Here is a 25,956-nt window from a genome sequence, read left to right on the forward strand (position 1 = left end):
GTGCGTCGGTGGTGTCCTACAAACTGGGATAACCCCAGCGAAACGGTCGAGCATGTGGATAAGCCAGCAGTTGTGCCGGATCGCTCCACAGGCTTGTGCGCCGAAAAAAAATTCTCGGACGCGCCGTGCTGTCGCACGGCGGCGACGCAATGCAGAAATCTCTTGCCACGACTGCGCGCAGCTCGCAGCATCGCGCGCGGCGGCAAGACCGACAAAAAAGGGGCTGGCAGTGGGGCTGGACGATCGCGACTACATGCGCGAAAGAAACCGCCGGACGTTCGACCGGCTCGTCAAAATTCGCGACCGGCCTTTCACGCCGCCTCCGAGCAGTCCGTCCTTCCTGTCCATGGCCTTGACCTGGATCTGCGTCGCCTTCGTCCTGTTCAAGGCGTACGGCTGGTGGGAGCAGCAAAAGGGGCAGCGGACATCGACGCGCTCCCACGCCACGCAAAACGGGGAGCCGCCGCCTGAACTCGCCCAGCACCGGGAGGTCCACAAAGCGCCTGCAGTTGCACCGCGCGAGAACTTCAGTTCATACGACGCGCCACGGCCGGCGGAGGCAGCGCGCCCGCTAACCGGCGGCACGATCTACCTGTGCCGCGGCTACAGCGGCGGGAGCTTCTGGGCTTCCGACCACTGCAACCAGCACAAGCCCTTGATCGAGCGGATCGCGAGCGTGCCGGCAGGACTGCCTTTCGAGCAGCAGGTTGCGCTTGCGGAGCAGCAGCACCAGGCCATGGCGGCGCCAGCCACGGGGGTCACGACGACCGTCGTGTCCGCACCGGCCGGCCTGCCCGACCCGGCGCTTTGCACGTCGCTCGATGCGCGCGTGAACCAGCTCGATGCGATGGCGCGCCAGCCGCAGTCGGGGAGCATGCAAGACTGGAACCGGCAGGAGCGCCAGAAGGCGCGCGACGAGCAGTTCCGCCTGCACTGCTGATGCGCGCTCACGCGCGCCGGAGCATGTGCCCGGCGATCGAGGCGGATCCGAGGGCCGCCAGGGCAGCGGCGAGGTACACCGCGTCGAGGCCCGCGACTTTCGCGAGCGCGCCGCCGAGCGGCGGGCCGAGGCCCATGGCCAGGTCCTGGAAGATCACGTAAGCGCCCATGGCGGAACCGCGACTTTGTTCCGGCGCACGCCGGACGGCTTCCAGCCCGAAGCCCTGGAAGCCCAGGCCATAGCCGCCGCCGCCGAGCGCGGCACCCAGCCACGCGAGCGCTGGTGCTGGCGCAAGCCAGATCAGCGCCAGGCCGATGGCCTCCGCCAGCACGCAGTACAGCGCGACGCGCGCGCCACCGATCGCATCGGGCAGGTGGCCGAACAGCAGCCGGCCCAGGATGAAGCCCAGGCCCATGAAGGTGAGCGCCAGCGCGCCGCCGCCCCAGCCGCGCTCGGCGAACAGCAGCACGGCGAAGGCCGTGATCATGGCGTAGCCGGTGGAGCAGAGCGTCAGGCCCAGGCCCGGCAGCTTCACGGCGCCCAGCACGTGCGTGAACGGCAGCCGCGGCAGGCCGCTCGGACGCAGGCCCGCGATGCAGCTGGTGAACGCGAGCCCGAGCGCGCCCGCGGCCAGCACCGCGAGGGCGACGCCGGCAAAGCCGTGCTGCGCGTAGATCGCCGTGCCCAGCGGGGCGCCGGCCGCGAGGCCGCCGAAGAGCGCGACACCCATCCACCCGAACACCTTGCCCGCATGCAGGGGGCCCACGCGCATGAGGCCCCAGGCCATGGTGGACGTGATGACGAAGCTCTCGACGATGCCGGTGAGCAGGCGTGCGCACAGCACCAGCGCGAGCGCGACCCGCGGCGAGCTTGCGATGAAGGGAACGGAGAGCAGGTACAGCGCGGCCACACCGCACACGGCGAACAGCCCGATCAGCGCGGCGCGCTTGGGCCCGCGTTCATCGGTCGTGCCGCCCGCCCACATCCGGCCGAACAGCGAGGACAGGTACTGGATCCCCATCACGAAGCCGACCACCACCGTCCCCTGCCCCAGAGTGTCGTGCACGTGGCGCGGGATGATCGGCAAGGCCATGCCCACCGCGACGAAGCCGACGAACACCGCCAGCATGAAGGGCAGCAGCGGCAGGAAGGCGGACCACAAGGAGTTGCCGGTCGCGGCAACGGCGGTGCGAGCGTCGGAGGTCATGCGGCAGCAAGCATAGACGGTCGCGCAGCGCGCCTCCGGTTCTGCCCGCTTTCCGGGGAGACGCGGGCTGCAGGACTTCGGCGTTTGGAAAAATAACCCGGCCAACGGGAACGCCGGCGCAGCTCGTTGCGTCGATGGCTTCGTCACACCTGAAGGAGACAGCTGCCATGACCCGCACCCCCGCCCTTGCCGCCCTGCTCGCCAGCGCCCTGGCCTTTGCCGCCCATGCCCAGCAGGGCCCGACCGACCCGCAGATCGCGCAGATCGTGGTGACCGCCAACCAGGTGGACATCGATGCCGGCAAGCTCGCCGAGAAGAAGGCCCACGGGAAGGATGTGCGCCAGTTCGGCAAGCAGATGGTCACCGACCACTCGGCCGTCAACAAGTCGGCGGTGGCGCTGGTCACCAAGCTGCACGTGAAGCCCGAGCCCAGCGACACAAGCGCCAGCCTGAAGAAGGGCGGCGACGAGAACCTCGCCAAGCTGCGCAAGCTCAAGGGCAAGGACTTCGACAAGGCCTACGTGGACCACGAAGTCGAGTACCACCAGGCCGTGATCGACGCCGTCGACAAGACCTTGATCCCTTCCGCGAAGAACGAGGAGCTGAAGGCCTTGCTGGTGAAGGTGCGGCCGGCGTTCGAGGCGCACCTCGAGCATGCCAAGCACCTGCAGATGGAACTGGGCCAGTGACATGCGCGCGGCTCTCTGCGCCTTCGCACTGGTCGTGGCCTGCGGCAGCGCAGCCGCCGCGACGCACGTCGTCACCATCGAAGGCATGAAGTTCGAGCCGGGAGAGCTCACGGTGCACCGCGGCGACAGGATCACCTGGACCAACAAGGACCTCGTGCCGCACACCGTGACCGCCGCCGGCGCTTTCAATTCCGGCGCCATCGCGCCCGGGAAGAGCTGGTCGTGGCTTGCCGGTGCACCGGGTGCGCATGACTACGTCTGCACGTACCATCCGACCATGAAGGCCAGGGTGGTGGTCCAATGAAAGCGCAGCCCGAGCAAGCCGGCGTCGCAGCGATCGACGACGCCGAACTGGTCCGCCGCGTGCAGGCCGGCGACATCGCCGCCTTCGAACTCGTGATGCGGCGGAACAACCGGCGCCTGTTCCGCGTCGCGCGCTCGCTGCTGCGCGACGCTGCGGAAGCCGAGGACGCGCTGCAGGAGTCCTACCTCTCGGCTTACCAGGCGATGCCGCGTTTCCGGGCCGAAGCGTCGCTGGCCACCTGGCTCACGCGCCTGGTCGTCAACGAGTGCATGACGCGGCTGCGCCGGCAACTGCGACGGCACAACATCGTTCCCATCGTGTCAGCGCAGGTGCTCGCCTCGCAGGAGGAGGACAGCGTGGCAGAACTCCCGGGCCCCGGCAGCGACGACACGCCGGACCGCGCCCTCGTGCGCGCCGAACTGCGCTCGCTGCTGGAGCGCCGCATCGACGCGCTGCCCGAGGACTTCCGCACCGTGTTCGTGCTGCGCGCGGTGGAGGAGCTCAGCGTGGAGGAGACCGCCGAGTGCCTGGGCATCCCGGCAGCGACGGTGCGCACGCGCCACTTCCGCGCCCGCAGCCTGCTGCGCGAATCCATCGCGCAGGACCTGGACCTCGCGGAGCGCGACGTGTTCGAGTTCGGCGGCCTCCATTGCGATCGCGTGGTCGCGCGCGTGCTCGCCAGGCTGCAAGGCTAGAGGAGACGACCCACGCTCGGCGGCCTGACCCTGAACCTCGTCGCGCTGCCAGTGTGGCTGGTGCTGGTGCACGCAGCCGTCGCCGCCGTCGGCCTGGTGGTGCTGGCGATCGCCGCCTGGAAGTAGGCCGGCGGCGCATCGCCGCGCGCTCACTGCGCGGCGATGCCCGCCACGCGCATCATCTTCTCGGTGAGGCCGATCTCGGCCTGCAGGTCCTTGGCGTACTCGGCGCCCATCGCGGGCACGACGCTGGCGCCGTTGGCTTCGAGGCGCGCGCGCACGTCCGGCTTCGCCAGCGCCTGCTCCAGCGCATTGCCGATCTTCTTCACGATGGGTGCGGGCGTGCCCGCGGGCACCGACAAGCCGCCGAAGGACACCAGCGTCACGTTGGGAATGCCGGCCTCGGCCAGCGTCGGCACGTCGGGCAGGCGCGGATTGCGCCTGGGCGCCGTTACGGCCAGCGGCACCAGCTTGCCGGCCTGGATGAAGGGCAGCGACACCGAGGAAAGCGTCAGCGCGAAGTCCACCTGCTTGGACATCACCGCATTGGCCGACTCCGTCGCGCCCTTGAACGGCACGTGCAGCGCCTTCGCGCCGGCCGACGAGAGGATCAGCTCGGCGCCCATGTGGGCCGGCGTGCCGACGCCGCCGGAGGCGAAACTGAGCTTGCCGGGATTCTTCCTCGCGCGCTGCAGCAGTTCCTGCGCGGAGTGGATGCCGGACTCGGGCGACACGACCATCACCACGTCCGACTGGGTGATGCGGCCCACGTGCGTGAAGTCCTTCATCACGTCGTAGCCGGGCTTGCGGTACATGCGCATGCTGGCCGACATGGTGGTCGCGGAGTACACCCACGTATAGCCATCGGCGGGCGCCCGGGCGGCAATCTGGGCGCCCAGGTTGCCGGCGGCGCCGGCGCGGTTCTCCACCACGACCGGTTGCTTGAGGATGTCGGACATGGCTTGCGCCGTGATGCGCACCGTGATGTCCGGCGCCGTGCCCGCGAGATAGGGCACGATCCACTTGATGGGCCGGCTGGGATAGTCCTGCTGCGCGTGCGCCACCGGCAGGGCCAATGCGACTGCGGCGAGCAGCGCCGGAATGCGGATCGTCTTCATGCCTTGTCTCCTTGGTTTCGTGTCATGCGTTCAGCGGACCGCGTGGCCCAGCAGCTCGCGCGCGATGGTGTTGCGCTGGATCTCGCTCGTGCCGGTGAGCACGCGGTACATGCGCAGCAGGCGGAACAGGAACTCCACGCGGCTGCCCTGCACGATGCCTTCGCCGCCATGCACCTGCACAGCGCGGTCCGCGACGCGGAAGGCGGTCTCGGAGCAGAACAGCTTGGCCATCGAAGCTTCGGCGCGCGCTTCGCTGCCGGCGGCTAGCGTGCGCGCCACCGACAGCATCAGCGCCCGCGCGGCCGCGAGCTCCGTCGCCATGTCGGCGATGTGGTGCTGCACGGCCTGGAAGGCGCCGATCGGCTGGCCGAACTGGCGGCGCCGGGTCGCGTGCGCGATGGTGTCCTGCAGCGCCAGTTTCGCCAGCCCGAGCATCGCCGGGCAGTGCAGCAGGCGGTTCACGGTGATGCGGCCCAGCGCGAGCGCGAGGCCGCGGCCGCGTTCGCCGATCTGGTTGGCCGCGGGGATGCGGCAGTCGGTGAGCACGATGTTGCCCGTGTGCGACTGGCCGGCCATGGTCTTGTAGCCGGCCTCGATGCGAAAGCCAGCACGGTCGCGCTCCACGAAGAAAGCGGTGGTCTCGCGCACCGCGGGATCCTCGCTGGTGGAGCAGATGATCACGGCCAGGTCGCAGAAGGGCGAGCCCGAGATGAAGCGCTTGGTGCCGTTCAGCACGTACTCGTCGCCGTCGCGTACGGCTTTCGTCTGCAGCGCGCCCGCGTCCGAGCCCGCCTCGGGCTCGGTGATCGCGAAGCAGATCGCCTTCTCCGCGCGCGCGACCGGCAGGATGAAGCGCTCCATCTGGTCCGGCGTCACCACCTTGGCGAGCGCGCCCACGCGCGGCGGCCCGGTGAGTTCGCCCAGGATGTGCGGCGCGAAGGGCGTGCCGCTGGCGTAGATGGCTTCCTTGATCAGGACGTGGTCCACCAGGTCGAAGCCGGCGCCGCCCAGCGCCTTGGGCAGCGTCATGCCGTAGAAGCCCAGCTCGCGCGAGCGCTGCCACACCTGCTGCAGCAGCGCGCGGTCGGCGCCTTCCTCGTGGGTCACGCCGTGCCGTGCGGCCAGCGGGTGCAGCTCCTCGCGCACGAAGGCGTCGATGCGGGCGATGAAGTCGCGCGCGGCGTCCGAGCCCTCGAAGGGCGCGGCCTTGGCGGCGGGGGTTACGGATGCGTCCATGGCCATGCCTTTCTTCAGTTGACGCGCCGCTCGCGGCCGCGCCAGTAGTGTTCGCGCACGTCCTTGCGCGAGAGCTTGCCGTTGCCGTTCTTGGGCAGTTGCGACACGAAGTCCACGGAGCGCGGCCGCTTGAAGTCGGCCAGCCGCCCGCGGCAGAAGTCCATGATCTCGTCGCCTCCGGCGCGCGTGCCTTCGCGCAGCACCACGACGGCCTTCACCGTCTCGCCCCAGTGATCGTCGGGGACACCCACCACGCACACCTCGTAGACGGCGGGGTGCTGCGCCAGCACCGACTCCACCTCGCTCGGGTACACGTTGAAGCCGCCGGAGACCAGCATTTCCTTCTTGCGGTCGACGATGAAGATGTAGCCCTCGCGGTCCACGCGGGCGAGGTCGCCGGTGCGCAGCCAGCCCTGCGCGTCGATGGCGTCGCGCGACTGCTCGGGCGCGCGCCAGTAGCCGGAGAACACGTCCGGCCCGCGCACGCAGATCTCGCCGATCGCATCGCCCTGCACCGGCTTGCCCTGCTCGTCCAGCACCTGCACCTCGGACTCGCAGAAGGGCCGGCCGCAGGCGGAGAGCAGCTCGGGCCGGTCGCCCTCGATGGCCCGCGCATGGTCGGCGATCGTGAGGCCGACGACGCCACCCGTGGTCTCGCCGGCGCCGTAGCCTTGCGACAGCACCGGGCCGAAGGCGGCCCAGGCCTCGCGGATGCGCGCCGGCGACATCGGCGCGGCGCCGTAGCTCACCAGGCGCAGGCTGGAGAGATCGCGCGTCCTGATGGTCGGCTCGGCCAGCAGCGCGTAGATCATCGCGGGCACGAAGAAGCACATGGTGACGCGGTGCTTCTCGATGGCGGCCAGGATCTCGGCCGGCTGGAAGCGCTCCATCAGCAGCAGCGTCGCGCCCTGGTACAGCATCGGCTGGATGAACATGCCGCTCGCGTGCGTGATCGGTCCGCTCAGCATCAGCACGTCGCCGGGGCTTGCGTGCATGCGGCCCATGATCACCTTGCGCAGCGACGCCATGCGGTTGCCCACCGTCTGCATCGCCGCCTTCAGCTTGCCGGTGGAGCCGGACGTGTAGTGCAGCACCGCCAGTTCCTCGGGACGCATGTCCACATGGATGTGCCTGTCGGGCTGCGCGTCGAGCAGATCCTCGTAGGCGAGCCAGGGCGCCTGCGCCACGACCGGCGTGAACGCGATGCGATGGCGCAGCGTCGGCAGCTGCGCCGCGGCCTCGTCCACCATGGACTGGTGCTCGGGGCCCGAGAGGCAGGCGACCGGCTCCGCGTTCGCCAGCGCGTCGGCGAGTTCGCCGGGAGCGAGGCGCGAATTCAGCGCCACCTTCACCAGGCCCAGCTTGTAGAGCGCGCATTCGAGCTCCACGATCTCGGGCCGGTTGGGCGACACCACGGCGACGCGGTCGCCGCGCTGCAGCCCCAGCGCCGCCAGCGCGTGCGCCAGCCGGTTGGAGCGGCGCTCCAGTTCGGCGTAGGTCACCACGCCATCGCGGAACAGGATCGCGGGGCGCTCGCCCCAGAAACGCGCGCTGCGCGCGAGGTACATGCCCAGGTTCACGGAGGTCTCCTTCAGTGAGACCAGTCTAGGAAGCGAAGCCTCCGAAACCGATAATGCAAGCGCGCCACGCGATAACGCTCGGTTATCGATACCGGCGCAAGCTCGTGCATTTCGCAACACCCGGGAGCTCCCGCCCATGGCCGTTCGGCTCGACGACATCGACTACTTCCTGGCCGTCGCGCGGCATGGGCAGGCACGCCGCGCCGCCTCCGAACTGGGCGTGTCGCAGCCCGCGGTGACCAAGGGGCTGCAGCGGCTGGAGAAGGAACTGGGGTTCCCGCTGTTCGAGCGCAGCGTGCGCGGCATGCGGCTCACGCCGGTGGCCGAGCAGTTCCGCGAGCGCACGCAGGCGCTGCGCGCGAGCCTGGGCGATGCGATCAAGGAAGCGGCGGACCTGCACCTGGGCGCCATGGGCACCTTGCGCGTGGGCGTGTCGCCGCTGTATGCGCAGCGCCTGTTCGTGCCCGCCTGCTTGCAGCTGCACCGCGACCGGCCCGCCGCGCGCATGCGCGTGATGATCAACCTGAACGACGCCTTGCTCGCCGCCCTGCGCCTGGGCGACCTGGACCTCACGATCAACGCGCTGCCGGGCACGCTGCCGGAGGACCTGCACGCGCTGCCGCTGATGGACGACGCGCTGCGGCTGGTCGTGCGCGAAGGCCATCCCCTGCTCGCGCGCCGCCGCCTCAAGCTGCAGGACCTGGTGGATGCGGAGTGGCTGCTGCCCGGCCCCGGTGTCGCCGCCCGCCGCAGCGTTGAAGGCCGGTTGGCCGAAGCGGGCCTGCCGCCGCCGCGCGTGGCCGTGGAGGTGAGCAACACGGTCGCCCAGCTCTCGCGGCTGCTGCTGCAAAGCGACCTGGTCGCGCTCTGAGCGAATCGCAGCTCGAAGGCCCCACGGGCGAGGGACTGGTGCCCCTGCCGATGAACGAGGCGCGCTTTCAGCGCAGCGTGGGCGTGCTCACGCGCAAGGGCGTCGTGCTGCCGCCGCTGGCGCAGCGCTTCGTGGAGTTGCTGCGCGATGGCGGTGGCGGAAAGCGGCGGAAGGAACGTTGAGGCGAAGCGCTAGTGTTCGCTGGGGCACACGCCCGGCCACGGACACCGATGCATTGCGCGCTGCCTTCGTAGGCTGGCGCCGGCCACAGGCCGGCGGACGGTGAGCGGCAGCGAACCCCAGCTTGCCAGCGAGCGGTCGTGGATTGCTGGGGTTCGCTCCGCTCACCGCCAGCCTACAGTGCGCCGCGCCCGCCCGCCCTACCAGCCCAGGCCGAAGCGCAGCGCCAGCATCACGCCCGTGCCGCAGACGATGGTGCCGAACAGGTCGCGCCGGCGCATGTAGAACAACAGGCCGGCCGCCGCGCCGAAGATGCGCGCGTCACGCCAGGTGTGGATCAGGTGGCCTTGCGTCATCACGATCTCCGGCGCGACGACGGCGGCCAGCGCCGCGATGGGCGCGTAGCGCAGTCCTTCGCGCAACCACTCGGGCATCGGCAGGTCCTGCTGCGGCAGCAGGAAGAAGGCGCGGAACAACAGCGTCACGGCGCCCATGCCCAGGATGGTGAAGAAGATGTGGAGATGACTCATGCGGGTGCGGCGCGTTCAGCTCGCAGCCTTGGGCCGCGCGTGCTGTGCCAGCACGCCGATCGCCACCGCGGCGCAGATCGCCACCACGATGTTCAGGCGCAGCGGCAGCCCGTATGCGGCGACTGCGGCAGCCGCTGCCACGATCCCCGCGATCCAGGTCGAGCGGGTGCGCAGCAGGCTGCACGCGAGCGCCAGCAAGGCCATCGTCCCCGCGAAGCCGATGCCCCACTCGGGCGGGATCGCGTGGCCGGCGACGATGCCGGCGATCACCGATGCCTGCCATGCGACGTAGGTCACGATGGCCGCACCCCAGAAGTAGTCCACCTGTCCCGGCTGGCGGCGGGGCTCGGGATAGCGGCGCAGGAACAGCGCGAACAGCGTGTCGCCCATGAAGTAGCTCAGGCGCACGCGCTTGCCGCGCGGCAGGTGCGAGAAGTACGGCCGGTACTGGTAGCTGAAAACCAGGAAGCGCAGGTTCACGCAGGCGACGGTCGCCCACACCACCCACATCGGCGCATCGCCCGCGATCAGGGGCAGCGCTGCGACCTGCGACGAACCGGCCGACACCAGCACGGACATCAGGATCGCCAGCGGGATGCCCATGCCGCTCTTGGACATCGCCACGCCCGCGACCAGTCCCCAGGCCGCGATGCCGACGGCCAGGGGCCGGCAGTCGCGCGCGCCTTGCCGGAACATCGGCCGGCGCGCAGCCGCCCGCATCCTCACGTGCATCCGCGCGAAGCGGTTCCTTGCGTCCACTGTCTCCCCCTGCGGACGCGATTGTCCACTACGCAGGCCGTCGACACGCTTGCAAGGCGCGTCCTGTTACCGTCAGCGCGAGTGCCCTGCGCTGGCCAGCGCTTCGGACAGGCAGTTGTCTTCCGCCTCGTCGCGTGCCAGGTTCAGCGGCTTGGCGCGCTCGTCCGGCAGGGTGCAGTCCGGCGAGTCGTCCGGCGCCGGCGCGTCCGCAGCGCACACCGGATCGGCCGGCCTGCTGCTGCCGGCCGGGGGCGCGGTGCATGCGAGCCGGCGCTGGCGCTGCTCCGCGGCGACCACCGCGCAGGCGCTGGCCCAGTACTCGTCGTGGATGTTCGCGGCGTTCTCGCGGCACCAGTCGAACGCGCGGCGCGCGCTGGTGCCCGGCGCCGGCAGCACGTGGCGCACGGGCGCGGGCAGCGCCGCCGCGCGCCACCAGGTCCGCGCGTGGTCGAGGGCAGCGTAATGCGCAGCGATGCACGCCAGCAGGATCGCTGCCGCGGTGCCGGGGTGGTCGCGGAGGTGCATGCGCGGGCGTGCAGCCGTGGTGCTTCATGCTACTTCCGGGCGGCCGCGCGCGGGGGCAGGCCGGCGTCCCCGGGCACCGGTTGACACCCGTCAAGTAGGACTCTCGGCCCACTGTGCGGGCCGGTCGTCCGGTGCCATGCTCGGCTTGGGGCGCAGCCGCTGCGCCAGGAGCTTCCCATGGATGATTTGACCCGGCTTGTCCCCGAGCGCGAACCGCAGGCGCCCCGCAGCCTGCTCGAGGTCCTGATCCGTGCCGCGCTGATCCTGGTCATGGCGGTGCTGTGCTACCAGGTGTTCGCGCCCTTCCTCGTGTTGATGGAATGGGCGCTGATCCTGTCGGTCACCCTCTACCCGCTGCACCAGCGGCTGGCCCGGCACATGGGCGGACGGCAGGGCTGGGCGGCGACGCTGATCGCGCTGCTCGGCATCCTGGTGATCGTGGTGCCGGCAGCGGTGCTGGTGAATTCGATGGGCGACTCGGTGCACCGCATCATCAGCGACGTGCAGCAGAACAAGCTGGAGATCCCGCCCCCGCGCGCCCGCATCGCCGAGGTGCCCATCATCGGCCCCCGCATCCACGCGGCGTGGCAGGCCGCGTACGACGACCTGCCCTCGTTCGTGCAGAGCCTGCAGCCCAAGATCGGCAACCTGGCCAGGGCGACCATCGCGATGGTCGCGGCCATCGGCGGCGATATCCTGAAATTCGTCGCCGCCTACATCATTGCGGGCATCGTCATGGCGTTCGGCAGCGGCGGCGCCACCGCGTCCCGGGCGATCTTCGCGCGGGTGTTCGGGCCGGAGCGCGGGATGGAACTCGCGCGCCTGTCCGTGGCGACCATCCGCGCCGTCGCCCAGGGCGTGATCGGCATCGCCTTCGTGCAGGCCCTCGCCGTCGGCCTCGCCCTGCTCGTCGCGAGGGTGCCGCTGGCGGGCGTGCTCGCGGGCGTCGTGCTGGTGCTGGGCATTGCCCAGGTCCCGGCGCTCATCGTGACGCTGCCCGCCATCGGCTACATCTGGTGGAGCGGCGACTACAGCACGGGCGCCGCGACGGGCTATACGGTGCTGCTCGTGCTGGTGGGCATGGTGGACAACGTGCTCAAGCCGCTGTTGCTGGGGCGCGGTGTCGACGTGCCGATGCCGGTGATCCTGATCGGCGCGCTGGGCGGCATGGCCACCGCCGGCATCCTCGGCCTGTTCGTCGGCGCGACCTTGCTGGCGCTGGGCTACAAGGTCTTCATGGGCTGGGTGCACGAGGCTGCGGAGCCCGACCTGGCCTTGCCCGTCGTCGAGGAACCGCCCGCGGCGAGCTGAGGCGCGCCGGTCGCGCGCGAAGGGATTCGCAGGGCGAACCCCGATGCGGCGCGCGCGCGGCCGTGCCCAGAATGGGCCGACTCCACCCCAAGGACCGGTCCATGCGCAGTCGCCTCGCCCTTGTCCTGTTCGCCCTGGCGGTCGCGTTCGGATGCGTGTCGGCGCGTGCGGACGCGTATCCCGTCCGCCCGATCAAGCTCGTCGTGCCGTTCGCGCCCGGCGGCTTCACGGACGTGGTGGCGCGCATCCTGGGCGACAAGCTCGGGGCTTCGCTCGGCCAGCCCTTCGTGATCGAAAACCGGCCGGGCGCGGGCTCCACCATCGGCAGCGACGCAGTGGCGAAGGCGCCGCCCGATGGCTACACGCTGCTGATGGTCTCCAGCACGCACGTCATCAGCCCGTGGATCTACAAGAGCCTGCCCTACGATCCGATCAAGAGCTTCACGGCCGTGGGCAAGCTGGTCGACTCCGCCTACGTGCTGCTGGTCAATCCGAAGCTGCCGGTGCAGAACGTGCAGGAGTTCGTCGCGTACGCCAAGGCGCATCCGCAGGACGTCCACTACGCCTCCTCGGGCAACGGCAGCGCGCAGCACCTCATGGGCGGCATGTTCGCCACGATGACGGGCGCGCCCCTGAAGCACGTGCCTTACCGGGGCAGCAACGCCGCGGCGCAGGACCTGGTCGCCGGCGTCGTCGAGAGCAGCTTCGCCGGCCTCACCAACGCGCTGCCGCAAGTGCAGCAGGGCCGGCTGCGCGCGCTGGCGGTGACCACGGCGAAACGCGCACCGCAGTTGCCCGACGTGCCCTCGCTGCAGGAGGCCGGCGTGGCGGGCTACGACGCCTCCGTCTGGCTGGCCCTGCTGGCCCCGGCCGGCACCCCGCCCGAGGTGGTCACGCGGCTGAACACCGAGATCGCCAAGGTCCTGGCGCAGCCCGACACGCAGAAGGCGCTGTTCGCGGCAGGCGTCGAGGCCGCTCCCTCGACGCCCGAGGCCATGCAAGCCTATCTCGTGGAGGAGCTCGCGCGCTGGGGCAAGGTGGTCAAGGACGCGGGCATCCGGATCGAGTGAGCGGGTCGGGTGCGGAGGCGCAGCCCAACCCCAGCTTGCTGCGCGACGCCGGATCGCTGGGGTTCGCTCGCGCTCACCGCCAGCCTACGAAGCCCACGGGACGCGGCGCGGCCCGCGCCCTTCTGCGGCGACAGCGCCGCGCCTAGCCGTACACCTGCGCCGGCTCCGTGAAGAACGCGTGCAGGATGTGATAGACGTTGTAGTAGTTCTTCTGCTGGAAGCTCGCGTGCGAGATGCCGCGCATCACGCTGAACTGCTTGTCCTGGTTGGGCAGCTTCAGGAAGAACGCGATCAGGTCTTCGATGCTCGCGATGCCGTCGTGCTCGCCGCGCATCACGATGGTCGCGGCCTGGATCTTCGCCGGGTCTACCACCGGCAGCTTGGCGCACATGTCCACGTAGGTGCCGGTCGGCATCGAGTTGTCCAGCGTCAGGATGGCCTGTGCGAAGGCGTCGATGACGCGGTCCTCCGCCGTGCCCGGGTGGTCGCGGTTGAAGATGCTGTAGACGAAGTCGCGGTCGATGTTGCGGCGGTTGCTGCCGGTCCATTCGGCCATGCGCTCGCGCCGCTTGGCGAGCGTGGGGCTGCCCTCGCCCGTCCACACGAACGCGTCGAGCGCGAGCCGCGCCACCCGCCCGGGATGGCGCTGCGCGAACAGCGCCGCCTTCAGGGCGCCGGAGGAGATGCCGTACAGCATCAGTTGCTGCGAGCGCGCGCGCGGCAGGATGTACTCGGTGGCCGCGGCCAGGTCGTCGGCGCCGTTGGCGATGTCGAAGTTGATGTTGCGGTGCTTGCTGGAGCGGCCGTAGCCTTCGTTGTCCATCGTCCACGTGTCGAAGCCGCGCGCGCGGAACCAGTCCATCGCCGACGAGTCCGGCCGGCCGGGCACCGACAGGTCGAAGGTGGGCTGCGAAGCCATGGACGATCCGTGCACGAACAGGATGGTCCCGCGGAAGGGCACGTCCGCTGCGGCAGGCTTGTGCCACAGGAACAGGTCGACCTCTCCGTTCAGCCGGGTCGTCCAGTGTTCCTGGCCGCCGCTCCAGCGGACGTCGAACCCGGGCAGGCCGGAGGAATGGTCGGTGGGCATGCGGTCTCCTGGTTGTCGCTGGGTCCAGCGCCGCATCTTCGCGGCTGGAAGCGCAGCAGACAAGGGCTGCGCGTGAACAATCCGTTCACGCCGCTTGCGGTTGCGGCTGCGCCTGCTCCGACAGCGCCACCCGCAGCGCGTCGTCCACCTTCTCCAGCCAGACGAACTGCAGCTGCGCCCGTGCGTCCGCGGGAATGTCTTCCAGGTCGCGCCGGTTGCGTGCCGGCAGCATGACGGTGGTGATGCCGGCGCGTTGCGCCGCCAATACTTTTTCCTTCACCCCGCCGATGGGCAGCACCAGTCCGCGCAGGCTGATCTCGCCCGTCATCGCGACGTCGCTGCGCGCCGGCCGGCCCGTGAGCAGTGAGGTCAGCGCGACGCACATCGCCACGCCGGCGCTCGGCCCGTCCTTGGGCGTGGCGCCCGCGGGCACGTGCAGGTGGATGTCGGAGCGGTCGAGCGCCTCGGGCGGGATGCCGAAGTCCGCCGCGCGCGCCTTCACCAGCGACAGCGCCGCCTGCGCGCTTTCCTTCATCACGTCACCGAGCTGGCCCGTCAGGATCAGGCGCCCGGTGCCCGGCGTGCGCGCGGCCTCGATGAACAGGATGTCGCCGCCCGCCGGGGTCCACGCCAGGCCCGTCGCGACGCCGGGCTCGCCGGTGCGCATCGCGACCTCGGCCTCGAAGTGCTTCGGGCCGAGGATCGCCTCCAGGTCCGGCGCATCGATCGCCATCCCGGTGGCCTGCCCCTCGGCGATGCGCAAGGCGGCGTGGCGCAACACGTTGCCGATCTCGCGCTCCAGGTTGCGCACGCCCGCCTCGCGCGTGTAGCCCTCGATGATCGCGAGCAGCGCGTCATCGGTGAGGGAGATCTGCTCGGGCGACAGGCCGGTGGCCTGCAGTTGGCGCGGCAGCAGGTACCGGCGCGCGATCTGCAGCTTCTCGCGCGTGGTGTAGCCGGGCAGCGCGATGATCTCCATGCGGTCGCGCAGCGGCCCGGGCATGGTGTCCAGCATGTTGGCCGTGCACACGAACAGCACGGACGACAGGTCGAAGGGCACGCCAAGGTAGGCGTCGCGGAACGTCGAGTTCTGCTCGGGATCCAGCACCTCGAGCAGCGCCGCCGCCGGGTCGCCGTGGAAGCCGCCCGCACCGAGCTTGTCGATCTCGTCGAGCATCATCACGCAGCGGCGGCTGCCGGCTCGGCGGATGGCCTGGATGATGTTGCCGGGCAGCGCGCCGATGTAGGTGCGCCGGTGCCCGCGGATCTCGGCCTCGTCGTGCACGCCGCCCAGGCTCACGCGCACGAACTTGCGCCCGGTCGCCTTCGCGATGCTCTGGCCCAGCGAGGTCTTGCCGACGCCGGGCGGCCCCACGAAGCACAGGATCGGGCTGCGGCCGGTGGGGTTGAGCTTGCGCACCGCGAGGTATTCGAGGATGCGCTTCTTGATCTTCTCCAGTCCGAAGTGGTCTTCATCCAGCACCGTGCGCGCAGCGGTGAGGTCCACCGGCGCCTCGGGCTCGGCGACCCAGGGCAGCGCCGTGAGCCACTCGAGGTAGCTGCGGACGATGCCCGCCTCGCCGGCGGCATCGGGCATGCGCGCCAGCCGCTTGAGCTCCTTGCGCGCGGCCTGGTCCACCTCCGGCGGCATGTGCGCCTCGTCCACCGCGCGTTCGAGCTCCTCGACTTCCGCGCCGGCCTCGTCCTCTTCGCCCAGCTCGCGCTGGATGGTCCGCAGCTGCTCGCGCAGCAGGTGCTTGCGGTTGACGTCGCCTATGGATTCGCGCGTGCGCTCGGCCACGTCGCGCTGCACCTTCAGCACCTCGATGCGGTGGGCCAGCAGCTGCAGCAGCCGGTCCAGGCGCTGCTTCAGGTCGAAGGTCTCCAGCAGCGACTGCTTGTCCTTCTCGTCGATGTCCAGCGCGCTCGCCACCACGTCGGCGATGTGCGCCGGGTCGGAGATCGCCTGCACTGCCGCAACCATCTCGGTGGGCACCTGCGGCAGCAGCTGCAGCGTCTCCAGAGCGCGCTGCTTCAGCGCCAGCGCGCGGCCCTGCAACTCGGGGTCCGTGCCCGTGCTCTCCGGGATGACTTCCACCTGCGCCACGAGGAAGGGCCAGCCTTCCAGGAAGCGCAGCACGCGAAAGCGCTGCACGCCGCGCACGATGGCGTGGTGGCCGCCCTCCGGCGTCGTGACGTAGCGCAGCACCGCGGCGCTGGTGCCGACCCAGTGCAGGTCCTGCGGCGCGGGATCGTCCTGCTGCGGATCGTTCTGCAGCAGCAGCCCGATCGGCCGCTCCAGCCGCATCGCTTCCTGCACGGCCTGCTGCGAGCGGGGCCGGCCGACGGCCAGCGGCTGCACGGTGCCGGGGAACAGGACCACCTGCCGCACGGCCATGATGGGCAGCGCGTCGGCAGGCAGCGGGCGCGCGGCGTCGTCGCTCATCGAGCGCCTCCGTCGTTCTTGCGCAGCCGCAGGATCACGCAGCCGTCGGCGACCTCGGGCTCCTGCAACTGCAGGCCGCGCGAAGGCAGCGCGATGCGCCGCTCGAAGCGGCCATAGGGAATCTCGAGATGGCGCACGCGCAGGCCGGAGCCGGCCAGCGGCAGCGGCCGCACGCCGCGCACGAGCAGCGTGCCGCCCTCGCTGCGCACTTCCATGCGCTCGGGGCGCACGCCGGGCATGGCGAGCACCACCACCACCTCGCGCTCGTCCTCGAACACGTCGGCCGGCGGTTCCCACACCACCTCCGCGGGCTGCGTCGCGACCGCGCGGAAGAACTGGCGGTGCATGCGCTCGGCCTGCTCGATCAGGTCGCAGGCCTGCGACCACATCCAGCCCGAGGAGTCGGTGCGGTGTGCCATTCCGCCTCAGTGCTGGACCACGCCGCCTTCGATCGAGCCGCGCCAGCCGCCGGTCTCGCTGCCTTGCGACTCGATCATCTTCTTGAAGTTGGCGAGGTTGCGCTGCGCCTCCATCTTCACGGCGCCCAGCGCATCGGCGATCTTCTCGTTCATGCTCTCGGGGCCGTACACCATGCGCAGCGTCACGCGCGAGCGGTCCTCGCGCACCTTGTCGAAGGTGACCACGCCCATGTTCAGCGGGCCGCTGGTGCTGCGCCAGGCGATGCGCTGGTCGGGAATCTGCTCGGTGATCTCGGCGTCCCACTGCTTGGGCTTGCCGGCCACCTTGGCGTTCCAGTGCAGGTGCGTGTCGTCGACCTGCTGCACCTGCTGCACGCTGGACATGAAGCGCGGGAAGTCCTCGAACTGGGTCCACTGGTCATAGGCAGTGCGCACGGGCACGTCGACTTCGCACGACACTTCCACCTCCGAGAGATGGCCGCGGCCGCGGTAGCCGGAGCCGCTGTTCGTCTTCATCTTGCGCGCCAACATCACGCCACCGTAGATCACGGCGGCAAGGGTCACGAGTCTGCCGAGCATGGCGAGTCCTCTCTGCTGGATGAATGGGGATGCCTGCCACTGTTGCACGCCGGCGCCTCTACGGTTTGTAGGAAGTCGACGACAGGGGCGAACGCGAACTCAGGCGCGCCAGCGACCGCAACGCAAACCCTGCACGGGGACCATGAGACCTTCGTCCACTACGACGCCGGCGGCGGAGCCTCGACAGTGGCGCCATGTCACGCCTCATCCTCCTGCTCGCGGCGCTCTGCCTGGCTCCTTCCCTGGTCTTCGCGCAGGCGCCCGCGCCGACCGACAGCCGTCTGCAGAAGGTGCAGGCCACCCGCACCATTACGCTGGCCTACCGCCCCGATGCCCTGCCGTTCTCCTTCGAGGACACGGACAGGAAGCCGGCCGGCTACACCGTCGACCTGTGCCGCGCGGTCGTCGCGGGCATCGAACGCCAGCTGGGTGTCGGGCCCCTGCAGGTGAAGTGGGTGCCGGTGACCGTGCAGACGCGCTTCACCGCGCTGGCCAGCGGGCAGGCCGACATGGAATGCGGTGCGACCACGGTCACGCTGGGGCGCATGAAGGAGGTGGGCTTCTCATCGCTGATCTTCCTGGAGGGCACCGGCCTGCTGGTGCTGAAGTCCACGCCCGGCTATTCGCTGTCCGCGCTGGCCGGCAAGAAGATCGGCGTGATCCGCGGCACCAGCAACGAGCGCGCGCTGAACGACGCGCTGCGAACCATGCTGGTGTCGGCGACCGTGCTGCCGCTGCAGTCGCGCGAGGAAGGACTGGCGCAGCTGGAGGCGCATGCCATCGACGCCATCGCCAGCGACCGCGTGCTGCTGCTCGGGCTCGCCTCGCAGGCGAAGGACCCGACCGGCACCGTGCTGCTTGCCGATGCGCTCTCCTACGAGCCCTACGCCATCACGCTGCCGCGCGGCGACTGGGCGCTGCAGCAGGCCGTGAATGCGGCGCTGGCGCAGGTCTACTCCGGCGGCGCCGTGCGCGAGATCTACAAGCGCTGGTTCGCCGGACTGGGGGATCCCAGTCCGGCCCTGCTCGTGATGTATGGGCTGGGGAGCTTGCCGGACTAAGTCGCTCGCGCGATCGCCGCACGTGCGCGGGTGAGTGCAGCACGCTGCTCACGCCGCGTCGTGGAAGATGATGCCCAGGGTGCTGCGCGCGCCGCGGCGCACGCGGCTCACGCCGTGCCGCATCGTCACGCGATAAGGTCCGCGCGTGCCCTGCACCGGCCGGTGATTCACGGCGAACACGGCTGCATCGCCCTGGCGCAGCGGCACGACGAGGGGTCGCGACTGCATGCGCGGCCGCTGCTCGACCAGCACGAACTCGCCGCCGTCGAAGTCGCGCTGCGGCTGCGACAGCAGCACCACGACCTGCAACGGGAACACGTGCTCGCCGTACAGGTCCTGGTGCAGGCAGTTGTAGTCGCCCTCGCCATAGCGCAGCAGCAGCGGCGTCGCGCGCACCTGCCCCGCCGCATGGCAGCGCGCCAGATACTCGGCGTGGGTGGCGGGATAGCGCTGCGGGAGGCCCAGCGTCGTGTTCCAGCGGTTGGCGATCGGCGCAAGCTGCGCGTAGAGGCCGGCCCGCAGCGCGGGCAAGGGCGGCGGCAACGGGTAGTCGAAGTACTGGTACTCGCCGCGCCCGAAGCCGTGCCGCGCCATCACCACCCGGCTGCGGAACGTGCCCTCGGGTGCGCCCTCGTAGAGCGCGGCGAGCGCGCGGCACGCCTGCGCGTCCAGCAGCCCGGGAAGCACGGCGACGCCATCGCGATCGAGCGCCGCCTCGACCTCCTGCCAATCCACTGCATCGAACATCCGCGCAGCTTACGACGCTGCCGCGCGCAGGACTCGCCGGATGCGGACATGTGACCCGAAGCGTCGCGCCGCGACGTGCCGAAGCAGAAATCGTAGGCTGGTGGTGAGCCGCAGGCGAACCCCAGCTTGCTGCGTTACGCCGGATCGCTGGGGTTCGCGGTGCTCACCGCCAGCCTACGAGCGCCACTCGCAGCGGTTGGATCGGGCACGGCGGGAGCGCCTGTCCTCTCCGTTCGGTCACTCACGAATTCAGGTAAGCCAGCAGCCGCGGCACGACCCTGGTCACCACCTCCAGTGCGTACTCCACGTCCTGCGGCGAGGGTTCGATGCCCTGGTACTGGTTGTTCCGCATGTCGCGCATGGCATCCACCTCGTCATGCACAGAGGAGCCGATGCCGGCGTATGCGCACGCCGCCTCCAGCGCCTGCGCGTGATGGCCGTCGGCCGCTGTGCAGCGCCAACCGTTCCTGCACAGGACAGCCAGGCTCAGATTGAATACCGCGTCGTAGGCGGCGCCAAGCCGGGTGCTGGCGGAGTTTGCCTTGCGTTGGGCATCGGCCGCCTTGCCGCCGGCGATCCTGATCCAGCCCTCGATGGAGGCCCTGTTCACCGGGGCCTGGCGAAAGACCTTGCTTCCCTCGCTCACGAACTGTTCAGGCTTGCGCAGCACGGACATCCCCCTTCACCGGCACCATGGGACTGTCCAGGATTTCGCGGACGAAGGCATCCCCCTTCCTGACGGCTTCGCGCCAGGCAGAGGGTGAATAGGCCAGGACGTTCACCGGCCGCCCGAGCGCGCGACCGGGTGCCTTGAAAAGTGCTTGCGCCTTCAGTTGCGGCAGGTCCGTCAGGAGCAGCAGATCGACATCGCTGCCGGCGTCGGAGGTGCCCTTGGCCGCGGAGCCGAAGATCGCCGCAGCCTCGACCTTGTCGCCCAGCTTGTCCACTTCGCCGGCGAGCAGTTCGCGCGTGCGCGTGTCCTGTTGCAGCAGCTGCGCCAAGGCAGCCAGGCCCGGATCGCGCGAAGCCTGGAACACCGGCGCGCCGCGCTCGAGTCGACGCTCGACCAGTCCCACTTCGCTCCATCGGCGCAGCCAGCGCGAGGCGTTCGCCGGATCGATGCCTGCCGCCGCGGCGAGCTCGCGCGTTCCGAAGGCGCGGGCTGGCTCCTCGTAAAGGCAGCGAAGCGCCTTGTAGCGCCCGGCACCGCCGAAGAGTTCGGACATGAGAGCGGCGTTCATTGTGGTCGATTGTACAACGAGCGTTGCGCAATAGGCAACGGGCAAGAACCCTTCGCCCTCGCGCCCAGCGACAATCGCGCCATGGCCCAAGGCAAGCGCATCTCCGCAGACATCCCGCCCTCCGTCCACGATGCGATCCGCGCGATGGGCGCGGCGGCGAAGGCGGCGCGCACGCGCGTGGGCGAGGGCCAGGCCGCCGCGGCCGCGCGGCTGGGCGTGCACGTGCAGACGATCGCGCGCATCGAATCCGGCGAGCCCGGCGTGGCGGTCGGCCACGTGCTGGGACTGCTCGCGCAGTACGGGGTGACCGTCAATCTGCAACAGCCCGGCGCGGCCGGCGCGCCATGAGCCTCGTCGGCGTCATCGACTTCGAAACGACCGGCCTCTCGCCGGCCATGGGAGACCGCGCGACCGAGATCGCCATCGTGATGATGGACGGCACCCGGGTCGTCGGGCGCTTCCAGTCGCTGATGAACGCGGGCGTGCGCATCCCCGCCTTCATCGAGCAATACACCGGCATCACCAACGAGATGGTGCGCGCGGCGCCGCCCGCCGCGGACGTGATGGCGGAAGCTGCGCGCTTCGTGCAGGGCGCGCCGCTGGTGGCGCACAACGCCTCCTTCGACCAGCGCTTCTGGTCGGCGGAGCTGGGCCGGCTGGGTCCGGACGCGGCCAAGGACCACGCGTTCGCCTGCACGATGCTGCTCGCGCGCCGGCTCTATCCGCATGCGGGCAGCTATCGGCTGCAGTCGCTGGCGTCGTTCCACGCCCTGGCCCCCGCGGGCCGTGCCCACCGCGCGCTGGCCGACGCGGAGGTCGCCGCCGCGCTGCTGGCGCGCAGCCGCACGGACCTGCAGAGCGAGTACGCACTGCACGCCGCACCGCACGAGCTGCTGGTGAAGCTGCAGCGCACGCAGCGCAAGGCGCTGCCGAAAGCGATCGCCGCCTATTTCTCGCAGTGAGCCCTCTTCCTCCCTCTCCCCCTCGGGGGGAGGGCCGGGGTGAGGGGCGCAAGCGCGTCCAGCGTCAATACTGCTTCATCACCCCCACCAGGCACCGCCCGAACTCCACCAGCACCGCACTGCGCGGCGCGCCCGCGCGCGTGATTTCGTAGAACTCCAGCGGCACGCGTGGCCGCGTGACCGGGCACAGCACCACGCGATAGCGCTGCGCGGCCGCCGCCACGAACGAGGGCAGCACGGTGCTGCCCGCGCCCGCCTCCACCATCGCCAGCAGCGTGTGCAGGTGGTTGAACACCTGGCGGGGCTCGCCAAGCGCGGCGTTCCCCACATGCGAGTCCACCAGCTTCTGGATCGGGTTCTTCGCCGGCAGCGCGAGCAGCGGCGGGCCGGCCTGCACGTCGCTCCAGCGTACCGTCGCGGCGCCGGCCTGCTGCGCACCGCGCACCAGCACCAGCCCGGTCTGCAGCAAGGGCGTGCGCCGGATACCACTGGCCGCATCGAGGAACACGCCGAAGCCGGCGTCCAGCGTGCCGTCCTGCACGCCGGCCTGTACCTGCGCGCGATCGAGGTCGTGCACCTGCACCTGCACGGCGGGGTGTGTGAGCGCGAAGGCGCTGCAGGCCTGGGGCAGGATGGACGATGCGATCACGGGCGTGGCGCCCACCGCAAGCCGCGCGCGCCCCTGCGCCGACAGTTGTCCCAGCGACGATGCGGCCGCATCCAGTTCCGCCAGCACCCGTGTGGCGACCGGCAGGAAGGCGCGGCCGTGCTCGGTGAGCCGCACCGTGCGCGTGGTCCGCTCGAACAGGCGGCAGTCCAGCTGCTGCTCGACCTCGCGCACCATGCCGCTCAGGCCCGGCTGCGTGATGTGCAGTTGCTCCGCCGCGCGGGTGAAGCTGTGCTCGCGGGCGATGGTGACGAAGGCACGCAGCTGGCGCATCGTCAGGCTCATGCTCGAAGGGGGTCGGCTCATTGATAACTGCACGCCATGGGTTCATCGCATTTTGCAGTTTTACCGATGGCCGCGATTTCGCTTCAATAGGGGCCACACGGCCGCTCAGGCCGTTGTCGCCATTCCCAAATCCAAGGAGACTCGCATGACCCATACGCTGCACGCAGTGCGCCGCCGCCTGTTGCTGGCTGCCGCCGCCCTCGCTGCCTGCGCCCCGCTCGCCGGCTTCGCGCAGGGCGACTACCCCGCGCGGCCCGTCACGATCGTGGTGCCCTTCCCCGCGGGCGGCCCCACCGACGCCAGCGCTCGCCTGTATGCGAAGGTCATGGGCGAGCTGCTGGGCAAGCCCATCGTCATCGACAACCGCGCCGGCGCCGCCGGCACCGTGGGCAGCGCCTACGTCGCGCGGGCGCCGGCCGACGGCTACACGCTGCTGTGGGGCGGTACCAGCACGCTGGCCGTTGCGCCCGGGCTGTACAAGAACCTCAAGTACGACGCGCAGTCCTTCGTGCCGATCGGCATGGCGCTGCGCGGCCCGATGATGATCGCGGCCAACCGCGGCGCCGGTCTCAACTCGCTGCAGGACCTGCTGAAGGCCAAGGATCGCAGCCTGAGCATCGGCACCGCGGGCAACGGCTCCGTGGGCCACCTGGCCACCGAGCTGTTCATGGAGACCTCCGGCGTGAAGCTCACGCACGTGCCCTACCGCGGCGGCGGCCCTGCCCTGACCGACGTGCTCGGTGGCCAGATCCAGCTGATCTTCGACAACGCCTCGCAGCTGTACCCGTACGTGAAGGCCGGCAAGCTGCGCGCACTGGCGGTGACCGGCGCGCAGCCCTACGCCCCCGGTCCCGAAGTGCCGACGGTGAAGTCGGTGCTGGGCAAGGACTTCGAGGCCTACTCGTGGTTCGGCTTGGTTGCGCCGCAGGGCACGCCACAGCCGGTGATCGACAAGCTGCGCGAGGTGATGGCCAAGGCCGCGGCTTCGCCCGAAGTGCGCAAGGAGCTGGAAGCCCAGGGGCTGGAGCCCGGCGTGCCGGCGCGCGAGTTCGAAAGCGTGATCACCAGCGACTACAGGAAGTGGTCCGGCATCATCAGCCGCGCCCACGTGCAGGTGGAGTGACATGGCCAAGCAGAAGATCCTGATCGCGGGCGCCGGCCTCGGCGGGCTGGTGGCGGCGCTGGCGCTGCTGCGCGACGGCCACGAGGTGCAGGTGTTCGAGCAGGCGAAGCAGCTGGGCGAAGTCGGCGCGGGCCTCCAGCTCAGCGCCAACGCCACGCGCGTGCTGTCGCTGGTGGGGGTGGACGAAGCCGTGCGCGCTGTCGCCAGCGTGCCGGCCGGCAAGCAGGTGCGCCTGTGGAGCACCGGCCAGGTGTGGAAGCTGTTCGACCTCGGCCAGGAGTCGATCGCGGAATACGGCCATCCCTACTACACGCTGTACCGGCCCGACCTGCATGCGGTACTGGCGGATGCCGTGCGCAGGCTCGCGCCCGAGGCGCTCGTGCTCGGCGCGAAAGTGGCGGGCTTCGACCAGACAGGCGAAGGCGTGACGCTGGAGCTGGAAGACGGCCGCCGCTTCAGCGGCGACCTGCTGGTGGGCGCCGACGGCGTGCACTCGCGCGTGCGCCAGGGCCTGTTCGGCCCCGACGCACCCACCTTCTCCGGCTGCATGGCGTGGCGCGGCGTGATCCCCGCGGCGAAGCTGCCCGAGCACCTGCGCGCGCCGGTGGGCACCAACTGGGTCGGCCCCGGTGGCCACGTCATCCACTACCCGCTGCGGCGCGGCGAGCTGGTGAACTTCGTCGGCGTGGTGGAGCGCAGCGACTGGAAGGTCGAGTCGTGGACCAGCGCCGGAAGCACCGAGGAATGCGCGGGCGACTTCCCCGGCTGGCACGAAGACGTGCACACGCTGATCCGCAGCATCCAGCAGCCCTTCAAGTGGGCGCTGATGGTGCGCGAGCCGATGCGGCAGTGGACCGTGGGCCGCGTCACGCTGCTGGGCGACGCCGCGCACCCCACGCTGCCTTTCCTGGCGCAGGGCGCGTGCATGGCCATCGAGGACGGCGCCATGCTGGCGCGCTGCCTGCGCGAGACGCCGGATGCGCAGCAGGCGCTGCGCCGATTCCAGGACGCGCGCGTGGAGCGCACCACGCGCATCGTGCAGGGATCGGCCGCCAACACCAAGCGCTTCCACAATCCGGCGCTCGCGTCGGCGCAAGGCGCGGTGGAGTACGTCGACCGCGAGTGGAACGAGGCGCGCGTGCGCGAGCGCTACCACTGGCTGTTCGACTACAAGGTCGACCGGGTGCCGCTGCCCGCCTGAGCGCGCGAAAGACGACGATGGCGACGCAACGACCCGGGCTCACCTTCAGTCACGTCGGCCTCTACGCGACCGACGTCGACCGGCAGGCGGACTTCTACAAGACGGTGCTCGACTTCACCGAGACCGACCGCGGCACCCTGCCCACGCCGAACGGACCCGCGCGCCTCATCTTCCTGAGCCGCGACCCCGACGAGCACCACCAGATCGTGCTGGTGTCGGGCCGGCCCGAGCGCGTGGACTTCAACGTGATCAACCAGCTCTCGCTGAAAGCCGACTCGCTGCAGACGCTGCAGGCCTTCCACCGGCGCGTGCGCGACGCCGGCGTCGCGGAGCTGGCCCCCGTGACGCACGGCAACGCGCTGTCGGTCTACTTCCGCGATCCCGAAGGGAACCGCGTTGAGCTGTACTGGGACCTGCCCTGGTACGTGGCGCAGCCGTGCCGCGTGGCGGCGCCCTTCGACCTGCCCGCTGAGGAACTGCTCGCGTGGGCCGAGGCGCATGCGCGCTCGCTGCCGGGGTTCCAGCCGCGCAGCGAATGGCGACGTGACATGGCCCGGCGGATGGGAATCGGCGACGGCGAAAACCTGTAGTGGTGGCCTGCAGGTGCGTAGGCTGGCGGTGAGCGAAGCGAACCCCAGCGAGCAGCGTCGCGCAGCAAGCTGGGGTTCGCCTGCGGCTCACCGCCAGCCTTGTATGTTTCTTTCCTAGACTCTAAGAGTTCGGGGCAACCCGGGCGGAGCGGGTGCACGCCGTCGCCAGCCTTTGGGCTTGGAACCTGTGTCGTAGATCTAGCGGCACCCGCTCCTTTTTCTCCTGTCCATCCGCAAAGGTCGGACAGTATCTTCCCGCCCGGCCTGGCCGGAGCACGCATGTACAAGGTTGACTAGGAATGGAGCAGGAGAGGAACCCCCGTGCTGCGAGCGAACAAGCTCGTGAGGCGATCGTCGGAATCGACGTAGCCAAGGCAAAACTCGATGTCGCGCTGAAGCAGCCCAAAGGCAAGTGGAAAACCAAGGTCGTGGACAACACGCCCTCGGGCTTCGAGCAGCTGCGTGCCTGGCTGGCCAAGCACGGCGTCAGTTGCGCTCACGTTTGCATGGAAGCCACCGGTGTCTACTGG

The 25,956-nt window shown here is 70.3% G+C and carries 30 protein-coding genes; 15 read left to right on the forward strand and 15 right to left on the reverse strand.

The window, feature by feature from the left end; translation table 11 throughout:
• The first annotated feature begins 52 nt into the window (after positions 1 to 52).
• On the forward strand, positions 53 to 940 hold the full coding sequence (locus tag JJB11_RS05755) for a hypothetical protein (protein ID WP_201166917.1): 888 nt from the start codon (positions 53 to 55) through the stop codon (positions 938 to 940).
• 7 nt (positions 941 to 947) lie between these two features.
• Here the strand turns inward: JJB11_RS05755 and JJB11_RS05760 are convergent, their stop codons facing one another.
• Entirely contained in the window at positions 948 to 2,147 is a 1,200-nt protein-coding gene (locus JJB11_RS05760; protein WP_201964615.1) for an MFS transporter, read from the reverse strand.
• Positions 2,148 to 2,314: 167 nt separating this feature from the next.
• On the opposite strand from JJB11_RS05760, the gene JJB11_RS05765 reads away from it, so the two are divergent.
• From JJB11_RS05765 to JJB11_RS05775, 3 genes are read left to right on the forward strand one after another with little or no spacing between them, the layout of a single operon-like run.
• Positions 2,315 to 2,836, forward strand: a complete 522-nt coding sequence (locus tag JJB11_RS05765) for a DUF4142 domain-containing protein (RefSeq protein WP_201166918.1) — start codon at positions 2,315 to 2,317, stop codon at positions 2,834 to 2,836.
• 1 nt (position 2,837) lies between these two features.
• A complete protein-coding gene (locus JJB11_RS05770; protein ID WP_201166919.1) occupies positions 2,838 to 3,140 on the forward strand; it encodes a cupredoxin domain-containing protein in 303 nt (100 codons plus the stop codon).
• Entirely contained in the window at positions 3,137 to 3,835 is a 699-nt protein-coding gene (locus JJB11_RS05775) for an RNA polymerase sigma factor (protein WP_201166920.1), read from the forward strand. Before JJB11_RS05770 ends, JJB11_RS05775 begins: the two co-directional genes overlap by 4 nt.
• 149 nt (positions 3,836 to 3,984) lie before the next feature.
• On the opposite strand, the gene JJB11_RS05780 is transcribed toward JJB11_RS05775, so the two are convergent.
• Genes JJB11_RS05780 through JJB11_RS05790 form a run of 3 tightly spaced genes read right to left on the reverse strand, consistent with a single transcriptional unit; the run spans position 3,985 to position 7,769 of the window.
• Complete coding sequence (locus JJB11_RS05780) at positions 3,985 to 4,953, reverse strand: Bug family tripartite tricarboxylate transporter substrate binding protein (RefSeq protein ID WP_201166921.1); 969 nt, start codon at positions 4,951 to 4,953, stop codon at positions 3,985 to 3,987.
• A 30-nt stretch (positions 4,954 to 4,983) separates the two neighbouring features.
• A complete protein-coding gene (locus JJB11_RS05785) occupies positions 4,984 to 6,189 on the reverse strand; it encodes an acyl-CoA dehydrogenase family protein (protein WP_201166922.1) in 1,206 nt (401 codons plus the stop codon).
• 14 nt (positions 6,190 to 6,203) lie between these two features.
• Entirely contained in the window at positions 6,204 to 7,769 is a 1,566-nt protein-coding gene (locus JJB11_RS05790) for an AMP-binding protein (protein ID WP_201964616.1), read from the reverse strand.
• A gap of 136 nt (positions 7,770 to 7,905) precedes the next feature.
• Here JJB11_RS05790 and JJB11_RS05795 point away from each other — a divergent pair, with 136 nt between their 5' ends.
• Positions 7,906 to 8,640, forward strand: a complete 735-nt coding sequence (locus tag JJB11_RS05795) for a LysR family transcriptional regulator (protein WP_201166923.1) — start codon at positions 7,906 to 7,908, stop codon at positions 8,638 to 8,640.
• Between the two features lie 38 nt (positions 8,641 to 8,678).
• Entirely contained in the window at positions 8,679 to 8,822 is a 144-nt protein-coding gene (locus JJB11_RS05800; protein WP_201166924.1) for a hypothetical protein, read from the forward strand.
• A 198-nt stretch (positions 8,823 to 9,020) separates the two neighbouring features.
• Here the strand turns inward: JJB11_RS05800 and JJB11_RS05805 are convergent, their stop codons facing one another.
• From JJB11_RS05805 to JJB11_RS05815, 3 genes are all read right to left on the reverse strand, one after another.
• Positions 9,021 to 9,350, reverse strand: coding sequence for an AzlD domain-containing protein (locus JJB11_RS05805; RefSeq protein WP_201166925.1), 330 nt, complete (start codon positions 9,348 to 9,350; stop codon positions 9,021 to 9,023).
• Positions 9,351 to 9,365: 15 nt separating this feature from the next.
• On the reverse strand, positions 9,366 to 10,082 hold the full coding sequence (locus JJB11_RS05810; protein ID WP_201166926.1) for an AzlC family ABC transporter permease: 717 nt from the start codon (positions 10,080 to 10,082) through the stop codon (positions 9,366 to 9,368).
• 99 nt (positions 10,083 to 10,181) lie between these two features.
• Positions 10,182 to 10,634, reverse strand: a complete 453-nt coding sequence (locus JJB11_RS05815) for a hypothetical protein (protein WP_201166928.1) — start codon at positions 10,632 to 10,634, stop codon at positions 10,182 to 10,184.
• A gap of 177 nt (positions 10,635 to 10,811) precedes the next feature.
• Here JJB11_RS05815 and JJB11_RS05820 point away from each other — a divergent pair, with 177 nt between their 5' ends.
• Together JJB11_RS05820 and JJB11_RS05825 are read left to right on the forward strand one after the other, a co-directional pair.
• Positions 10,812 to 11,945 carry an AI-2E family transporter gene (locus tag JJB11_RS05820; protein WP_201166930.1) on the forward strand — a complete coding sequence of 378 codons (1,134 nt, stop codon included), beginning with the start codon at positions 10,812 to 10,814 and terminating at the stop codon, positions 11,943 to 11,945.
• 101 nt (positions 11,946 to 12,046) lie between these two features.
• The gene (locus JJB11_RS05825; RefSeq protein WP_201166932.1) at positions 12,047 to 13,015 is read left to right on the forward strand and encodes a Bug family tripartite tricarboxylate transporter substrate binding protein; all 969 of its coding nucleotides are present in this window, start codon (positions 12,047 to 12,049) and stop codon (positions 13,013 to 13,015) included.
• A 142-nt stretch (positions 13,016 to 13,157) separates the two neighbouring features.
• Here JJB11_RS05825 and JJB11_RS05830 read toward each other — a convergent pair whose 3' ends face one another.
• The 4 genes from JJB11_RS05830 to JJB11_RS05845 all read right to left on the reverse strand — a co-directional run bounded on the left by JJB11_RS05830 (position 13,158) and on the right by JJB11_RS05845 (position 17,549).
• Positions 13,158 to 14,105 carry an alpha/beta hydrolase gene (locus tag JJB11_RS05830; RefSeq protein WP_201166934.1) on the reverse strand — a complete coding sequence of 316 codons (948 nt, stop codon included), beginning with the start codon at positions 14,103 to 14,105 and terminating at the stop codon, positions 13,158 to 13,160.
• Positions 14,106 to 14,190: 85 nt separating this feature from the next.
• A complete protein-coding gene (gene lon, locus JJB11_RS05835; protein ID WP_201166937.1) occupies positions 14,191 to 16,551 on the reverse strand; it encodes an endopeptidase La in 2,361 nt (786 codons plus the stop codon).
• Entirely contained in the window at positions 16,548 to 16,970 is a 423-nt protein-coding gene (locus JJB11_RS05840) for an Hsp20/alpha crystallin family protein (protein ID WP_201964617.1), read from the reverse strand. Before JJB11_RS05840 ends, lon begins: the two co-directional genes overlap by 4 nt.
• A 6-nt stretch (positions 16,971 to 16,976) precedes the next feature.
• Entirely contained in the window at positions 16,977 to 17,549 is a 573-nt protein-coding gene (locus JJB11_RS05845; protein ID WP_201166939.1) for an SRPBCC family protein, read from the reverse strand.
• A gap of 194 nt (positions 17,550 to 17,743) precedes the next feature.
• Between JJB11_RS05845 and JJB11_RS05850 the strand changes: the two genes are divergently transcribed.
• Positions 17,744 to 18,610, forward strand: coding sequence for an amino acid ABC transporter substrate-binding protein (locus JJB11_RS05850; RefSeq protein ID WP_201166941.1), 867 nt, complete (start codon positions 17,744 to 17,746; stop codon positions 18,608 to 18,610).
• A gap of 48 nt (positions 18,611 to 18,658) precedes the next feature.
• Here JJB11_RS05850 and JJB11_RS05855 read toward each other — a convergent pair whose 3' ends face one another.
• From JJB11_RS05855 to JJB11_RS05865, 3 genes are all read right to left on the reverse strand, one after another.
• Positions 18,659 to 19,357, reverse strand: coding sequence for a 2OG-Fe(II) oxygenase (locus tag JJB11_RS05855; RefSeq protein ID WP_201166943.1), 699 nt, complete (start codon positions 19,355 to 19,357; stop codon positions 18,659 to 18,661).
• 241 nt (positions 19,358 to 19,598) lie between these two features.
• Positions 19,599 to 20,033 carry a hypothetical protein gene (locus JJB11_RS05860; protein ID WP_201166945.1) on the reverse strand — a complete coding sequence of 145 codons (435 nt, stop codon included), beginning with the start codon at positions 20,031 to 20,033 and terminating at the stop codon, positions 19,599 to 19,601.
• The gene (locus JJB11_RS05865) at positions 20,011 to 20,688 is read right to left on the reverse strand and encodes a nucleotidyltransferase domain-containing protein (protein WP_201166947.1); all 678 of its coding nucleotides are present in this window, start codon (positions 20,686 to 20,688) and stop codon (positions 20,011 to 20,013) included. The genes JJB11_RS05860 and JJB11_RS05865 overlap by 23 nt, the downstream gene beginning before the upstream one ends.
• Here JJB11_RS05865 and JJB11_RS05870 point away from each other — a divergent pair.
• Together JJB11_RS05870 and JJB11_RS05875 are read left to right on the forward strand one after the other, a co-directional pair.
• A complete protein-coding gene (locus JJB11_RS05870) occupies positions 20,680 to 20,946 on the forward strand; it encodes a helix-turn-helix domain-containing protein (RefSeq protein WP_201166949.1) in 267 nt (88 codons plus the stop codon). The genes JJB11_RS05865 and JJB11_RS05870 overlap by 9 nt on opposite strands.
• Complete coding sequence (locus JJB11_RS05875) at positions 20,943 to 21,560, forward strand: 3'-5' exonuclease (RefSeq protein ID WP_201166951.1); 618 nt, start codon at positions 20,943 to 20,945, stop codon at positions 21,558 to 21,560. The genes JJB11_RS05870 and JJB11_RS05875 overlap by 4 nt, the downstream gene beginning before the upstream one ends.
• A 64-nt stretch (positions 21,561 to 21,624) precedes the next feature.
• Here the strand turns inward: JJB11_RS05875 and JJB11_RS05880 are convergent, their stop codons facing one another.
• The gene (locus tag JJB11_RS05880; protein ID WP_201166953.1) at positions 21,625 to 22,512 is read right to left on the reverse strand and encodes a LysR family transcriptional regulator; all 888 of its coding nucleotides are present in this window, start codon (positions 22,510 to 22,512) and stop codon (positions 21,625 to 21,627) included.
• A 145-nt stretch (positions 22,513 to 22,657) separates the two neighbouring features.
• Between JJB11_RS05880 and JJB11_RS05885 the strand changes: the two genes are divergently transcribed.
• From JJB11_RS05885 to JJB11_RS05900, 4 genes are all read left to right on the forward strand, one after another.
• Entirely contained in the window at positions 22,658 to 23,635 is a 978-nt protein-coding gene (locus JJB11_RS05885) for a Bug family tripartite tricarboxylate transporter substrate binding protein (RefSeq protein WP_201166955.1), read from the forward strand.
• 1 nt (position 23,636) lies between these two features.
• Positions 23,637 to 24,836, forward strand: coding sequence for an FAD-dependent monooxygenase (locus tag JJB11_RS05890; RefSeq protein ID WP_201166957.1), 1,200 nt, complete (start codon positions 23,637 to 23,639; stop codon positions 24,834 to 24,836).
• Positions 24,837 to 24,853: 17 nt separating this feature from the next.
• Positions 24,854 to 25,426 carry a VOC family protein gene (locus tag JJB11_RS05895; RefSeq protein ID WP_201166959.1) on the forward strand — a complete coding sequence of 191 codons (573 nt, stop codon included), beginning with the start codon at positions 24,854 to 24,856 and terminating at the stop codon, positions 25,424 to 25,426.
• 299 nt (positions 25,427 to 25,725) lie between these two features.
• Positions 25,726 to 25,956, forward strand: a 231-nt coding sequence (locus JJB11_RS05900) for an IS110 family transposase (protein ID WP_201166961.1), incomplete at its 3' end; no start/stop codon positions are given.

This window comes from Ramlibacter ginsenosidimutans (assembly GCF_016654015.1).
Lineage (GTDB): Bacteria > Pseudomonadota > Gammaproteobacteria > Burkholderiales > Burkholderiaceae_C > Ramlibacter > Ramlibacter ginsenosidimutans.